This is a genomic window from Vibrio coralliilyticus, from assembly GCF_024449095.1.
In the GTDB taxonomy this organism is placed as follows: domain Bacteria; phylum Pseudomonadota; class Gammaproteobacteria; order Enterobacterales; family Vibrionaceae; genus Vibrio; species Vibrio coralliilyticus_A.
Map to the genome: position 1 here is coordinate 3,125,216 of NZ_CP024627.1, position 13,549 is coordinate 3,138,764.

The following is a 13,549-nucleotide window of genomic DNA, read 5'->3' on the forward strand; positions in this document are numbered from 1 at the left end:
GTTCGTTCCTTTAATTATTTTCTTATTAACAGCTTAGCTGACCATCGAATACATGTGTGGCTGGGCCAGTCATGTAAAGTGGTTTACCTGGTCCTTGCCAGCTAATTTTTAGCGATCCACCGGGCAGATTGACGGTGACCTTCTCATCCAACAGTTCCTGCACAATGCCCACTGCAACCGCACCACAAGCACCACTGCCACACGCCTGAGTTTCTCCGGCACCGCGCTCATAGACTCTGAGATTGACTTCATTGCGACTTAACACCTGCATAAAACCCGCATTGACTCTTTCAGGAAAGCGTTCGTGAGATTCCAGCAGTGGGCCTAAAGTATCCACATCGGCGGTTTGAGTGTCATCAACCACGGTCACAACATGAGGATTACCCATGCTCACCGCACCGCAGAACAAAGTTTTGTCTTCAGCTCGTAAGATGTACGTTTTTTCAGTCTGTTTGGCTTTGAATGGGATCTTACTTGGCTCAAATTCCGGTACACCCATGTTAACCGTCACCTGATCGTCTTCCTCGATATTGAGAACCATCTTGCCTTTTTTAGTGCTGACACTAATGCTGTATTTATTGGTCAAACCTTTCATACGCACAAAGCGGGCAAAACAGCGCGCACCGTTACCACACTGCTCCACTTCGCTGCCATCGGCATTGAAGATGCGGTAGTGGAAATCGGTTTCGGGATCATAAGGGGCTTCCACCACCAAAAGCTGGTCGAAGCCGACTCCTGTATGACGATCCGCCAAGCGACGGATCAAATCAGGAGAAAAGAAGATGTTCTGAGTAATGCAGTCAACGACCATAAAGTCATTACCCAAACCATGCATTTTAGAAAAGTGGAAATGCATAAGACGCCAATTACTCCGGAAGAATGTTTTCTAGGGCCCAAAGGCTCGACAGCTCTTCACGCTGACGTACTAGGTGAGCTTTATTGCCATCGACCATCACTTCAGCGACCCGGGTACGTGTATTGTAGTTCGATGACATCACAAAGCCATACGCACCAGCTGAACGAACCGCAAGCAAGTCATTCTCTTGCAACACCAAAGCACGATCTTTACCAAGGAAATCGCCTGTCTCACAAATAGGGCCAACCAGATCGTATGTCACAGGTTCCCCTTGACGAGGAATGACAGGGACGATGTCCTGCCATGCTTGATATAAAGCCGGACGCATCAGGTCATTCATCGCAGCATCGATAATGGCGAAATTTTTATGTTCGGTATGTTTTAGGAATTCAACCTTGGTCAGTAACACCCCAGCGTTAGCAGCGATAGCACGGCCCGGTTCAAAAATAAGTTCTAGATCTTGGTGATTCTTCAGTCTACCTAGAAGTGCTTTGGCATACTCAGAAGGCTCAGGTGGTAATTCATCGCGATAAATCACACCTAGACCGCCACCCACATCAAGGTGTTCAATATTGACACCTTGCGCTTTTAAATCATCAATAAGCGCCAACAAGCGATCAGTGGCATCAATAAATGGTTCAATATCTGTAAGCTGAGAGCCAATGTGGCAGTCGATACCTTTGATTTCCAAATTCTCGAGACTTTGTGCAAACTGATATACCGCAGGCGCGCGATCAAAGGCAATGCCAAACTTATTATCACGCAGACCCGTTGAAATATAAGGGTGCGTATTGGCATCAACATCTGGGTTAATGCGTAGTGAAATAGGCGCTTTCACCCCTAGCTCACCCGCCACCTTGTTAAGGCGCTCTAGTTCCGGTTCAGATTCAACATTGAAACATTTGATACCCAATTCTAGGGCGCGTTTCATTTCAGCCGCTGTCTTACCCACACCGGAGAAAACCACTTTACTTGCTTGACCACCTGCAGCAATAACACGTTCCAGTTCACCACCTGAAACGATATCAAAGCCGGAACCTAGACGAGCCAGCGTATTGAGCACACCTAAATTCGAATTCGCTTTGACCGCATAACACACTAGGTGTGGGTGCTCACCCACGGATTTATCAAATGCATTCCAGTGACGCTCAAACGTTGCGCGGGAATATACGTATAGTGGCGTTCCAAATTGCTCTGCTAAGTCTGTCAGTGGAACATCTTCGGCCCAAAGTTGGCCATCATCCTGATAGTTGAAGTAATCCAAAATGCTATCCCTTATGTTGTTATTTATTGTTGTGAAGGCTGCTCATTCTGGGAGGCATCTTCAGGCATATAAAGAGGACCTGTCTGACCACAGCCGGCCAAACCCAGAACAGATAAAAGAAACAGAGCGATGAGTGATTTTTTCATGGGTTGTGTCGTGATTAATCTTTCAATGCCCCCTATAATCGCACCACACTCAGGAAAAGCAATAGGATAAAAAGATGAACGAGACTGAATTTCATCAGCAGGCAGATGTTCAAATGCAAATCATCGAAGAAATGATTGATGATTCAGGCGCGGACATTGATTACGAAACGTCTGGCAATGTAATGACTCTAGAGTTTGAGGATCGCAGCCAAATCATTATTAATCGCCAAGAACCAATGAAAGAAATCTGGCTGGCATCCAAATCTGGTGGCTTCCACTTCGCGATGGTCAACGAACAATGGGTTTGTTCCAAAACAGGCCTAGAGTTGATTGCGATGGTTAAGCAGGAATGTGAAAAGCATTCAGATGAAGAGATCGAGTGGGTTTAATTCCCTGTAAAACTCCGATACAAAAAAGAGCACATAACGTGCTCTTTTTCATCGATTCGAATTACGCATTCACCGCCCGACTTGGCTTGGAATAGTTCGCGCCATCATTACGATATGGCACGATATAAGAATCCCCTTCTTCAGGGTGAACAATTTGATAGTACTGCGGTAAATTAAAGTTAATAAACTGAGTCGACAACTGATTGTCATCTTTGACTGACGTGTAAAAACTATTCACACTGGCGATCATCTCATCTTTCATACCGCTGAACTGATGGTATACCTCAACGCGATTCGCTTCATCCAGCACGTAAATATTGAAGCCCTGTTCAGAATCTTCAAAGAAGAACTGAATCAGCCCCTCACTGGCAAAACTGTCAACGATCTCCGGCAACTGGTAGTCCTGTTCTTTATCCAAGACCAGCAACGGTGGTCCTTTTAACTTGCTGGTCGAGATGCTGCGATAGAAATCAATAGAGTTTTCCAACATCTGCACAGACACGCCCCGACGCTCAAAAAACAAGCCATAGGTTTGCTGAGCAATACGCAGCGCTTTAAAGCGACGACGCTTCTCTTGTTCAATCGGCTTGAGACGCAAATCTATGCACTCCGCCAGTAGTTGATACACCATGTTGCGCATCACACCACGTAGATTTTTACTGTAGCAGAACACATCAACTGACTCAGGAGGCAACGCATCTTGGTGCATTTTACCCAGAATGGTTTTCAGCGCATCGAGCATGGCCGTTTCACCTTTGAAATGCAGCGTACGGACTTCATGCCAAGAATTGCGATACACCAGATCAACACTACCGACCAGACAAGTCTGCTTTGAGCCGAAGCTAAAAATATCGGTCGTTTTCAGATCTACCTTCAGAGCACGGCCACTCAGCTCCGCTGTTGGGTCATCCTCAAAGTTGATGAACATCGCCAGTTGGCTAATTTCACAAGGACTCGCCAGGGCCTGCATCGTTGGGCGGCGTTTACGTAATGAGAAGGTATTACGCAAATCACTGACCATCTGATAAAACTTATCAATATCCAGATGAGCATCGCGAACCACTGAGTGCAGACGCGTCGATTCTGTAATCAAACCATTAAAGAATGACCAAGCAACCAACTTACTGAGATATTCATTGTGCTCAAGGAATGGTTGACCAAGGATACGATCGGGCTGAAGGGGTTGCTTATAGAGATACCAACCCGCTCGGTTTGTACGGCCCGGCCTGACTTCAATAAAGCTCAGGTCTGGCTCGTGTAAGTCAGGAGAAATTTGCGGGTTCAGCAAAGTTACCTTACCCGGTAAAACCTCAAACGCCGCATAGAGCTTACGCGCTAGGATACTGATGTCTTGTGGACTGATGGCAGAAGTGATGTCATTACGACGAGCAAATTGAATCAGGTTGCGGTAGCTCAACATCAAAGCATCAAGCAAAGCATGGTGAACCACTTTAACTTGCTCTACTTTCCAGTTACGGCGATCGTCCAACTCAACAAGCACGGAGTGGTCCCAATTCCATGTTTTGATCATGTCGCTCATCGCTTCACGGCGCCAAGCAACGGAACCCATTCCAGGTTCGCGAGACAACTTCTCGTGCGTTTTGAGATAAAAACAGCGACGTACCAAATCAAGACGATTGTAGTCCCCAATGCGTTCAAGATAGCGGGTCACCTTTTCAAGCATCAAGTAGTAAGCATCCATGCCGTAGAGATCTGGCTCATGAGCAAAGAAGCGACGTTTGGTATCAAGACTGAGAAGTTGCGTATGAGGGTATTCCCATGAATACGCTTCAAGCAAGATGGCTTTTAGCACGGACTTATATGGAGAGTCGATGCTCTTATACAACTGCCATAAGTTCGAGCCAAAATACTCTTCAGCCGGAATGCGATTCAACTGACCAAAATCAATCCATTGTGAGCAATCAATGTAACCTTGGCTGCACAGATCACGCACGTATTCGTCGTAGCACTCTTCCATCTCTGGTGGCACGATTTGCCACAACAAACGCTGGCCCGCAAGACGAACCGCGGAACGATAGAATTCATCTAACAATAGTAGGTGCTGGGATGAGCCACAGTTGTCCCCTGTCATTTCTTCAGAACGATTGGTGCGAAAACGTTCTTCATCCATCAGGAAGAAGTTCGCCTCAACCCCTTGGCTCTGAGCCCAATCGGTGATCAACAAACATTTATTGGTCAGGCATTCTCTTTCTTCACAGCTCATTGAGGGAGATACACATACCCAGATATCGAGATCGCTTGAAGTGCTCTGCCCAATGGAAGAAGTACTTCCCATGGTATACAAGCCAAGAATAGCGGGCTCAACGCTGGTTCGAAGTGACTGACCAATCGTCAATTCTGTGTCTTCGACAAACTGCTGTTGCACCTCATTAAATTCGAGATCGTATACACCAAAAGGGACTTGGGAGTCGTAATAACCTGGGATGACTGGATGATTGAAATGAAGAAGAGTAGGAATAAGATGGAATACACGCTGACTTTGCATATCCATAAGAGCCAGCGCGCGCTCAATACGCTGCTGGTTTAGATTATCAAGTCTTTGAATAAGCGTCTTTGTATAAGCCTGCAAGGGTGATTCCTTGGTTAATTCCTAACTGTGCTCTGACGATAAATTGCTCTAAAGCACTAACAAAACGTGATCAATTTAACACTTTTATTTCGTTTGGTAAAGAAATGTACGATCGAATCGACACTGTTTTGTTCATCAATATTCTCGCGACATAGTGTGGTACGTATCTACCTTTTGTAATAATAGCCCATTTTACAAACGAGATACTCATCACACTATTTTGAATATTTTCTGCTAGCCCAATAACTCACTTTCAACGAGACGATCTAGCAGGAAGACTTTTTCTTAGAGAATGGTAGGATTAGCCTCATCTAAACTGTTATCCAAAGACCATCATGACACAATCGACTCCAATTCGAATTGCCACACGCAAAAGCCCTCTCGCCCTTTGGCAAGCCTATTATGTACGAGATGCACTTCAAGCTGCACACCCCGGCTTACAAGTTGAACTTGTCACCATGGTCACCAAAGGTGACGTTATTCTCGACACTCCTCTGGCGAAAGTTGGAGGTAAAGGTTTATTCGTAAAAGAGCTTGAAGTCGCCATGTTAGAAGGACGCGCAGATTTGGCGGTCCATTCAATGAAAGACGTGCCCGTTGATTTTCCAGAGGGCTTAGGGCTGGTCACGATTTGCGAACGTGAAGACCCGCGTGATGCTTTCGTATCCAATACCTACAACAACATTGACGAATTACCACAAGGTGCAATAGTGGGTACTTGCAGCCTGCGTCGTCAGTGCCAGATTAAAGAATATCGTCCTGACTTAGTGATTAAAGAGCTTCGCGGCAACGTTGGAACGCGTTTGGGTAAACTTGATGCCGGAGAATATGATGCCATCATCCTTGCCGCAGCAGGCCTAAAACGCCTCGAACTTGAAGAACGAATCCGCAGCTTTATCGAACCAGAGCAATCTCTGCCTGCTGTAGGACAAGGGGCTGTTGGCATTGAATGTCGCCTTAATGACGAGCGTCTGATCAAACTACTTGAGCCACTCAACCACAAAGATACCGCCGATCGCGTTCTGTGCGAACGCGCCATGAACCTCACACTAGAAGGTGGCTGTCAGGTGCCTATTGGTAGTTATTCTCTTCTAGATGGTGATGATATTTGGCTTCGAGCTCTAGTCGGTGAGCCCGATGGTTCAAAGATTGTGCGTGGTGAGATCAAAGGTCCACGTACCGAAGCCGAAAAGCTGGGTGTCACTTTAGCCAATCAATTACTTGACGATGGGGCGCGTGATATATTGACCAGACTGTACGCGGATCACGAGTAAGCCGATGGCAGTGTTGGTCACTCGGCCCGGTGAACAAGGCCGCGCACTCTGCCATCAACTCAATCGCGCAGGAGTCTGCGCGTTACACCATTGTCTTATTGAAATTCGACCTGGGGAAGATCTCCCCAGCATTTCATCTCAGCTCGCACAATTCGACCTCATTATTGCTGTCAGTCAACATGCGGTAACGCTCACACAAAAGGCTTTCCTACCTCAACAAAAATGGCCGAAAGCAGCGTCCTACATTGCCGTCGGTCAAAAAACCGCACATGTTTTAAGCAAACTTAGCCAGCAAAAAGTACACTACCCTGACGTTGGTGACAGCGAGCACCTGCTCAAGCTGGACATACTTAAAAACGTCAAAGACAAAAAGGTGGTTATCCTACGAGGCAATGGTGGTCGAGAACTCATCTATGAATCGCTCAAATCCAGAGGAGCTCAAGTCCGCTACTTTGAGGTATACAAACGAGAAAACCTCGCTTTTGACTCAGATTTGTTGGTACCTCTATGGCAGGATAAAGACATTCAACAATTAGTCATCACCAGTTCAGGTCAGCTAAGTTACTTTGTATCTCAGTTGACGCCAGCGCAATTGAACTGGGCATTCGGGTTGCAACTCTATGTACCGAGTGAACGTATCGCGAATGAAGCGCAACAGCTGGGGTTTCTCCATGTAAATAATACCGGCAGCGCTTCCAATAAAGATTTACTGGCTACTCTCCGGCCAAAGTGAACAGGACAAGACCAATGACAAGTAAAAATAAAAACGACCACATTGAACCTGAGAAAGACCAAGAAACAGCATCACCTGTTGAGACTCAACAGTCTTCCAACGATACTTCCAATGCGTCTGAATCTCCCTCTACGTCTTCCGATAAAAAGTCTGAGCCTACAGCGTCAACAGACACTGCCAAACAAGAAAAAAATGCAAAGCGCGGGGTTAAACTCGGTGCTGCCGCCATTGTGATTTCACTGATATTTGGTGGCGGCTTAACCATTCAGATGGAGCAACAAAGCGCTCAATATCAATCCCAAATTGAATCACTTAGGACACAACTAGAGCAAACCACAGCCTCCGTTAAGCAAGACCTCATTGCTACTCAGAAAGTAACCTTAGAAAAAGCAACGGAAATCACTCATAAAACCGAAACCGCTTTATCGCAACAGCAGAAAAGTATCGAAAGCTTGCAACTTGCAATTGCTGATGTCAAAGGCCGTCGCCCCAACGATTGGCTACTTGCCGAGGCAGACTACCTCGTCAAACTAGCAGGCCGTAAGTTATTTCTAGAACATGATGCAGTCAGTGCCACTAAATTGATGGAAAGTGCCGATCAGCGTATCGCAGCACTGAATGACCCAAGCTTGGTGCCGTTACGTAAATCAATGGCGAATGACATTACGAAGCTTAAGTCTGTGCCCATTATCGACCGCGAGGGCCTTGTTCTCAGATTAACAGCACTACAACAGCAAGTTGACAGCCTGCCGTTAGCCAATGCCATTCTTCCTGAGGCACCAGAGCAGAAAGAGCAACAGGTCTCCGAAGACATCTATGATTGGAAAGATAACCTGATGACTTCACTCAAAGACTTCTCGGAGAATTTCATTACCTTCCGCACTCGAGATGGCAATGTCATTCCTCTGTTATCGCCTGAACAACATTTTTATCTTAAAGAAAACATTAAGGCCAAATTAGAAACAGCGATTAAAGCGGTGTACGTTGAGCAGCAAGATATTTATCAAACAGCATTAACCACTGCCGACAAATGGTCGAGTGCATTCTTCAACCAAGACGCCAACACCGTTATCGAGTTCAATAAAACTCTGGAAATGCTAAGCAAGCAGAATGTACAAGTCGACTACCCAGTGAAACTTGAAACACAGCAAATTCTGTCCGACGTGATTCGTGATCGCCTGCGCCGTGAAGTCACCACTCTGGTTACGGAGGAAAAATAATGTTCAGAATCATTTTTCTCTTCCTTGTCTTAGGGGCTGGGCTGTTTGCCGGAACCCAATATGCGGGTCAGCAGGGCTACGTACTGATCTCGGTGGCCGATAAAACCATCGAGATGAGTGTCACAACGTTAGTAATCTTCATGATTGCAACTTTAGCCTCACTTTTTGGCTTGGAATTTTTAATCAAGAAAACGTTCTCGGCCAGCTCAGCAACTTGGAACTATTTCAGTGTGCGTAAGATGCGCCGTTCTCGCCGCTATACCAATGAAGGGATCATCAAATTACTTGAAGGTGACTTCAAGTCGGCAGAGAAGAAAGCCACTCGCTGGGCTAATCATCACGACATGCCCCTACTATGCTACTTGGTCGCTTCTGAAGCAGCTCAAGGAATGGGCGATAAGAAAAAACGTGATTACTACTTAACGCTGGCATCTGAGCAGGAAAATGCTCAACTGGCCGTTGAATTGACCAGAGCAAAACAGCAGGTAAGAGAAGCGCAATACACACATGCCTTAGACACCCTAACCAAACTAAAATCCGACTACCCAGAAAACCGCATTGTTCTTAACCTACTTAAGACTGTCTATGTCGAGCTAAAAATGTGGCAGCCACTGCTGGACACTTTGCCTACCCTAGCAAAAAATAAAATCATTGCGAAAGATGAGCAGGAGCAATTGAACCAACGTGCTCAGTGCGGTCTGTTAGAGCAAGTCGCTGAACAAAAAGGCAGTGAAGGGCTGCTCACCCATTGGAACAGTCTTGCCCGTAAACAAAAAAACGATACTCATTTAGTCGAATGTTTTGCAAAACAGCTAATGGCTCGTAAAGCAGACAATGAGGCCTTCACGTTGGTAAAAGAGAGTCTTAAGAAACATCCAGCTTCCAACCTATACACTTTATTACCCGATATGAATTTGGCCGATGAACATCCAGCTATAGTCTTCCTAGAAGAGGCTCTCAAAAAAGATGGTAACAACGCCCACGCACACAGTGCCCTTGCTCAGTTCCATTTAAGAAATGAAAACTGGTCTGAGGCACAACAGCATTTAGAAAAAGCGCTTTCTGTTCGCTCAAGCGTAGCGGATTATTCATCTTTAGCTGATGCGTTAGAAAAACAAAACATGACGAAGGCTGCTCATGAAGTATCAAAGAAAGCATTGACGTTAGTCCAAGCTTAGCACCCTAGCGATATTATCTTCAGCCGACCTGATGGTCGGCTTTTTTGTGCGTATGAGTAATATTCGTGACTACACCTAGTCATCAAACTAAGTGGTTCCACACAACAAATCACTATAAACAAAGGCTTCGTCACTAAGGTTGTCGCCTTAGAATGGCAAAGCATTAAGAGTCAAAGGCCGGAGATTTATCGTGGGAGGCTCTGCCACTTTTCGAATAATCGACACCATTGTCTCTAAACAACAAACCCAGCCTTCGGGCTGAATTTCTCAATAAGTGGCTAGCAGTAGTGGAAAGACTTAGTTCAGGATTATGGACAGCTGGGAGGGGAGTCGTTGGCCACAGACCAACAATAATATTTCATATACGAAAAAGCCCTAACATTTCTGTTAGGGCTTTCTCTGAATAAGTGGCGGAGCGGACGGGACTCGAACCCGCGACCCCCGGCGTGACAGGCCGGTATTCTAACCAACTGAACTACCGCTCCGCACTGGTTAGACACTAAGTCTAAATGTAAAGCCTGGCGATGTCCTACTCTCACATGGGGAAGCCCCACACTACCATCGGCGCTATTGCGTTTCACTTCTGAGTTCGGCATGGAATCAGGTGGGTCCACAACGCTATGGTCGCCAAGCAAATTCTTTATCAATTTGCTCGCAAATTCAAACGCACTTTAGTGCGGCCCTTTAGGGTGAGATTTGCTTGCAAATCGAATAATTCGGAAAGCTGTTTTAAGTTCTGTGTTTACACATTCAATCTGTTCTTGCTTTGAGTCCATCAAAACCCTTTGGGTGTTGTATGGTTAAGCCTCACGGGCAATTAGTACAGGTTAGCTCAACGCCTCACAACGCTTACACACCCTGCCTATCAACGTTCTAGTCTCGAACAACCCTTTAGGACCCTCAAGGGGTCAGGGAAGACTCATCTCAGGGCTCGCTTCCCGCTTAGATGCTTTCAGCGGTTATCGATTCCGAACTTAGCTACCGGGCAATGCCATTGGCATGACAACCCGAACACCAGAGGTTCGTCCACTCCGGTCCTCTCGTACTAGGAGCAGCCCCCTTCAATCTTCCAACGCCCACGGCAGATAGGGACCGAACTGTCTCACGACGTTCTAAACCCAGCTCGCGTACCACTTTAAATGGCGAACAGCCATACCCTTGGGACCGACTTCAGCCCCAGGATGTGATGAGCCGACATCGAGGTGCCAAACACCGCCGTCGATATGAACTCTTGGGCGGTATCAGCCTGTTATCCCCGGAGTACCTTTTATCCGTTGAGCGATGGCCCTTCCATACAGAACCACCGGATCACTATGACCTGCTTTCGCACCTGCTCGAATTGTCATTCTCGCAGTCAAGCGGGCTTATGCCATTGCACTAACCTCACGATGTCCAACCGTGATTAGCCCACCTTCGTGCTCCTCCGTTACTCTTTGGGAGGAGACCGCCCCAGTCAAACTACCCACCAGGCACTGTCCTCAACCCGGATAACGGGTCTAAGTTAGAACATCAACACTACAAGGGTGGTATTTCAAGGACGGCTCCACCGATACTGGCGTACCGGTTTCAAAGCCTCCCACCTATCCTACACATGTAGGGTCAATGTTCAGTGCCAAGCTGTAGTAAAGGTTCACGGGGTCTTTCCGTCTAGCCGCGGGTACACTGCATCTTCACAGCGATTTCAATTTCACTGAGTCTCGGGTGGAGACAGCGTGGCCATCATTACGCCATTCGTGCAGGTCGGAACTTACCCGACAAGGAATTTCGCTACCTTAGGACCGTTATAGTTACGGCCGCCGTTTACCGGGGCTTCGATCAAGAGCTTCGACTTACGTCTAACCCCATCAATTAACCTTCCGGCACCGGGCAGGCGTCACACCGTATACGTCATCTTACGATTTTGCACAGTGCTGTGTTTTTAATAAACAGTTGCAGCCACCTGGTATCTGCGACTCCCGTTAGCTCCATCCGCAAGGGACTTCACCGACAGGAGCGTACCTTCTCCCGAAGTTACGGTACCATTTTGCCTAGTTCCTTCACCCGAGTTCTCTCAAGCGCCTTGGTATTCTCTACCCGACCACCTGTGTCGGTTTGGGGTACGATTCCTTACAATCTGAAGCTTAGAGGCTTTTCCTGGAAGCATGGCATCAATGACTTCACTACCGTAGTAGCTCGACATCGTGTCTCAGCCTTAAAGAGAGCCGGATTTACCTAACTCTCAAGCCTACGCACTTGAACCTGGACAACCGTCGCCAGGCCCACCTAGCCTTCTCCGTCCCCCCATCGCAATTGTAAGAAGTACGGGAATATTAACCCGTTTCCCATCGACTACGCCTTTCGGCCTCGCCTTAGGGGTCGACTTACCCTGCCCCGATTAACGTTGGACAGGAACCCTTGGTCTTCCGGCGTGGAGGTTTTTCACCCCCATTATCGTTACTCATGTCAGCATTCGCACTTCTGATACCTCCAGCAGACTTTACAATCCACCTTCAACGGCTTACAGAACGCTCCCCTACCCAATACCATAAATGGTATTGCCGCAGCTTCGGTTTACAGCTTAGCCCCGTTACATCTTCCGCGCAGGCCGACTCGACTAGTGAGCTATTACGCTTTCTTTAAATGATGGCTGCTTCTAAGCCAACATCCTAGCTGTCTAAGCCTTCCCACATCGTTTCCCACTTAGCTGTAATTTGGGACCTTAGCTGGCGGTCTGGGTTGTTTCCCTCTCCACGACGGACGTTAGCACCCGCCGTGTGTCTCCCGGATAGTACTTACTGGTATTCGGAGTTTGCAAAGGGTTGGTAAGTCGGGATGACCCCCTAGCCTTAACAGTGCTCTACCCCCAGTAGTATTCGTCCGAGGCTCTACCTAAATAGATTTCGGGGAGAACCAGCTATCTCCAGGTTTGATTGGCCTTTCACCCCTAGCCACAAGTCATCCGCTAATTTTTCAACATTAGTCGGTTCGGTCCTCCAGTTGATGTTACTCAACCTTCAACCTGCCCATGGCTAGATCACCTGGTTTCGGGTCTATATCCAGCAACTCGACGCCCAGTTAAGACTCGATTTCTCTACGGCTCCCCTAGATGGTTAACCTTGCTACTGAATATAAGTCGCTGACCCATTATACAAAAGGTACGCAGTCACACCACGAGGGTGCTCCTACTGCTTGTACGTACACGGTTTCAGGTTCTATTTCACTCCCCTCACAGGGGTTCTTTTCGCCTTTCCCTCACGGTACTGGTTCACTATCGGTCAGTCAGTAGTATTTAGCCTTGGAGGATGGTCCCCCCATATTCAGACAGGATATCACGTGTCCCGCCCTACTCGATTTCACCTAAAATGCGCTGTCGGTTACGGGGCTATCACCCTGTATCGCAGACCTTTCCAGAACTTTCACCTGACGCATTATAGGCTTAAGGGCTAATCCAATTTCGCTCGCCGCTACTTTCGGAATCTCGGTTGATTTCTTTTCCTCGGGGTACTTAGATGTTTCAGTTCCCCCGGTTCGCCTCATTACCCTATGTATTCAGATAATGATAACTGCTTATGCAGTTGGGTTTCCCCATTCGGAAATCCCAGACTCAAATGACTTTTACTGTCTAATCTGGGCTTATCGCAAGTTAATACGTCCTTCATCGCCTCTGACTGCCAAGGCATCCACCGTGTACGCTTAGTCACTTAACCATACAACCCCAAAGGGTCTTCTAGTCAAACAACCAAAGTTGTCTGCAATTATTTAAACATGATGCAGACTCGATTTTGCCGGACTCAAATATTAAGTATCTTTCGATACTTCCAAGAACACTTGAATGTGTGTTGGTACCTAAATCATAAAGATTTAGGATTTGAGAACTTTTAATTGAATAACAACGCATCTCATAGAGATGGGGATTGTTG

9 protein-coding genes, 1 tRNA gene and 2 rRNA genes are annotated in these 13,549 nt (G+C 46.9%); 5 read left to right on the top strand and 7 right to left on the bottom strand.

The genetic code is table 11. The features are described 5' to 3' along the window. Nucleotides 1-25 precede the first annotated feature (25 nt). Genes dapF through lptM form a run of 3 tightly spaced genes read right to left on the bottom strand, consistent with a single transcriptional unit; the run spans nucleotide 26 to nucleotide 2,266 of the window. On the bottom strand, nucleotides 26-856 hold the full coding sequence (gene dapF, locus CTT30_RS14805) for a diaminopimelate epimerase (RefSeq protein ID WP_239876592.1): 831 nt from the start codon (nucleotides 854-856) through the stop codon (nucleotides 26-28). 10 nt (nucleotides 857-866) lie between these two features. Beyond that, nucleotides 867-2,120, bottom strand: coding sequence for a diaminopimelate decarboxylase (gene lysA, locus CTT30_RS14810; RefSeq protein WP_239838973.1), 1,254 nt, complete (start codon nucleotides 2,118-2,120; stop codon nucleotides 867-869). A 23-nt stretch (nucleotides 2,121-2,143) separates the two neighbouring features. Then, nucleotides 2,144-2,266 (bottom strand): LPS translocon maturation chaperone LptM, encoded by a 123-nt coding sequence (gene lptM, locus CTT30_RS23460; protein ID WP_006957333.1) that lies wholly within the window; start codon nucleotides 2,264-2,266, stop codon nucleotides 2,144-2,146. A gap of 74 nt (nucleotides 2,267-2,340) precedes the next feature. On the opposite strand from lptM, the gene cyaY reads away from it, so the two are divergent. Then, nucleotides 2,341-2,655, top strand: coding sequence for an iron donor protein CyaY (cyaY, locus tag CTT30_RS14820; RefSeq protein WP_239838972.1), 315 nt, complete (start codon nucleotides 2,341-2,343; stop codon nucleotides 2,653-2,655). A 61-nt stretch (nucleotides 2,656-2,716) separates the two neighbouring features. On the opposite strand, the gene CTT30_RS14825 is transcribed toward cyaY, so the two are convergent. Continuing rightward, on the bottom strand, nucleotides 2,717-5,245 hold the full coding sequence (locus CTT30_RS14825; protein WP_252035507.1) for a class I adenylate cyclase: 2,529 nt from the start codon (nucleotides 5,243-5,245) through the stop codon (nucleotides 2,717-2,719). Between the two features lie 335 nt (nucleotides 5,246-5,580). Between CTT30_RS14825 and hemC the strand changes: the two genes are divergently transcribed. The 4 genes from hemC to CTT30_RS14845 are packed head-to-tail and all read left to right on the top strand — an operon-like array spanning nucleotide 5,581 to nucleotide 9,650. Further along, the gene (gene hemC / locus CTT30_RS14830) at nucleotides 5,581-6,519 is read left to right on the top strand and encodes a hydroxymethylbilane synthase (protein WP_252035508.1); all 939 of its coding nucleotides are present in this window, start codon (nucleotides 5,581-5,583) and stop codon (nucleotides 6,517-6,519) included. A 4-nt stretch (nucleotides 6,520-6,523) separates the two neighbouring features. Then, the gene (locus CTT30_RS14835; protein WP_252035509.1) at nucleotides 6,524-7,252 is read left to right on the top strand and encodes a uroporphyrinogen-III synthase; all 729 of its coding nucleotides are present in this window, start codon (nucleotides 6,524-6,526) and stop codon (nucleotides 7,250-7,252) included. Between the two features lie 14 nt (nucleotides 7,253-7,266). Continuing rightward, nucleotides 7,267-8,472, top strand: a complete 1,206-nt coding sequence (locus tag CTT30_RS14840; RefSeq protein ID WP_252035510.1) for a uroporphyrinogen-III C-methyltransferase — start codon at nucleotides 7,267-7,269, stop codon at nucleotides 8,470-8,472. After that, nucleotides 8,472-9,650 (top strand): heme biosynthesis protein HemY, encoded by a 1,179-nt coding sequence (locus CTT30_RS14845; protein ID WP_252035511.1) that lies wholly within the window; start codon nucleotides 8,472-8,474, stop codon nucleotides 9,648-9,650. Before CTT30_RS14840 ends, CTT30_RS14845 begins: the two co-directional genes overlap by 1 nt. 408 nt (nucleotides 9,651-10,058) lie before the next feature. Here CTT30_RS14845 and CTT30_RS14850 read toward each other — a convergent pair. The 3 genes from CTT30_RS14850 to CTT30_RS14860 all read right to left on the bottom strand — a co-directional run bounded on the left by CTT30_RS14850 (nucleotide 10,059) and on the right by CTT30_RS14860 (nucleotide 13,336). Continuing rightward, nucleotides 10,059-10,135 (bottom strand) — tRNA-Asp (locus CTT30_RS14850). A gap of 31 nt (nucleotides 10,136-10,166) precedes the next feature. Then, a 5S ribosomal RNA gene (gene rrf / locus CTT30_RS14855) occupies nucleotides 10,167-10,282 on the bottom strand. A 164-nt stretch (nucleotides 10,283-10,446) separates the two neighbouring features. Further along, nucleotides 10,447-13,336 (bottom strand): 23S ribosomal RNA (locus CTT30_RS14860). Nucleotides 13,337-13,549: the final 213 nt, after the last annotated feature.

Excerpts from the sequence above, each read along its gene's own strand:
- dapF (WP_239876592.1), bottom strand. The coding sequence starts at position 856 with ATGCATTTCCACTTTTCTAAAATGCATGGTTTGGGTAATGACTTTATG.
- lptM (WP_006957333.1), bottom strand. The coding sequence starts at position 2,266 with ATGAAAAAATCACTCATCGCTCTGTTTCTTTTATCTGTTCTGGGTTTG.
- cyaY (WP_239838972.1), top strand. The coding sequence starts at position 2,341 with ATGAACGAGACTGAATTTCATCAGCAGGCAGATGTTCAAATGCAAATC.
- hemC (WP_252035508.1), top strand. The coding sequence starts at position 5,581 with ATGACACAATCGACTCCAATTCGAATTGCCACACGCAAAAGCCCTCTC.
- CTT30_RS14835 (WP_252035509.1), top strand. The coding sequence starts at position 6,524 with ATGGCAGTGTTGGTCACTCGGCCCGGTGAACAAGGCCGCGCACTCTGC.
- CTT30_RS14840 (WP_252035510.1), top strand. The coding sequence starts at position 7,267 with ATGACAAGTAAAAATAAAAACGACCACATTGAACCTGAGAAAGACCAA.
- CTT30_RS14845 (WP_252035511.1), top strand. The coding sequence starts at position 8,472 with ATGTTCAGAATCATTTTTCTCTTCCTTGTCTTAGGGGCTGGGCTGTTT.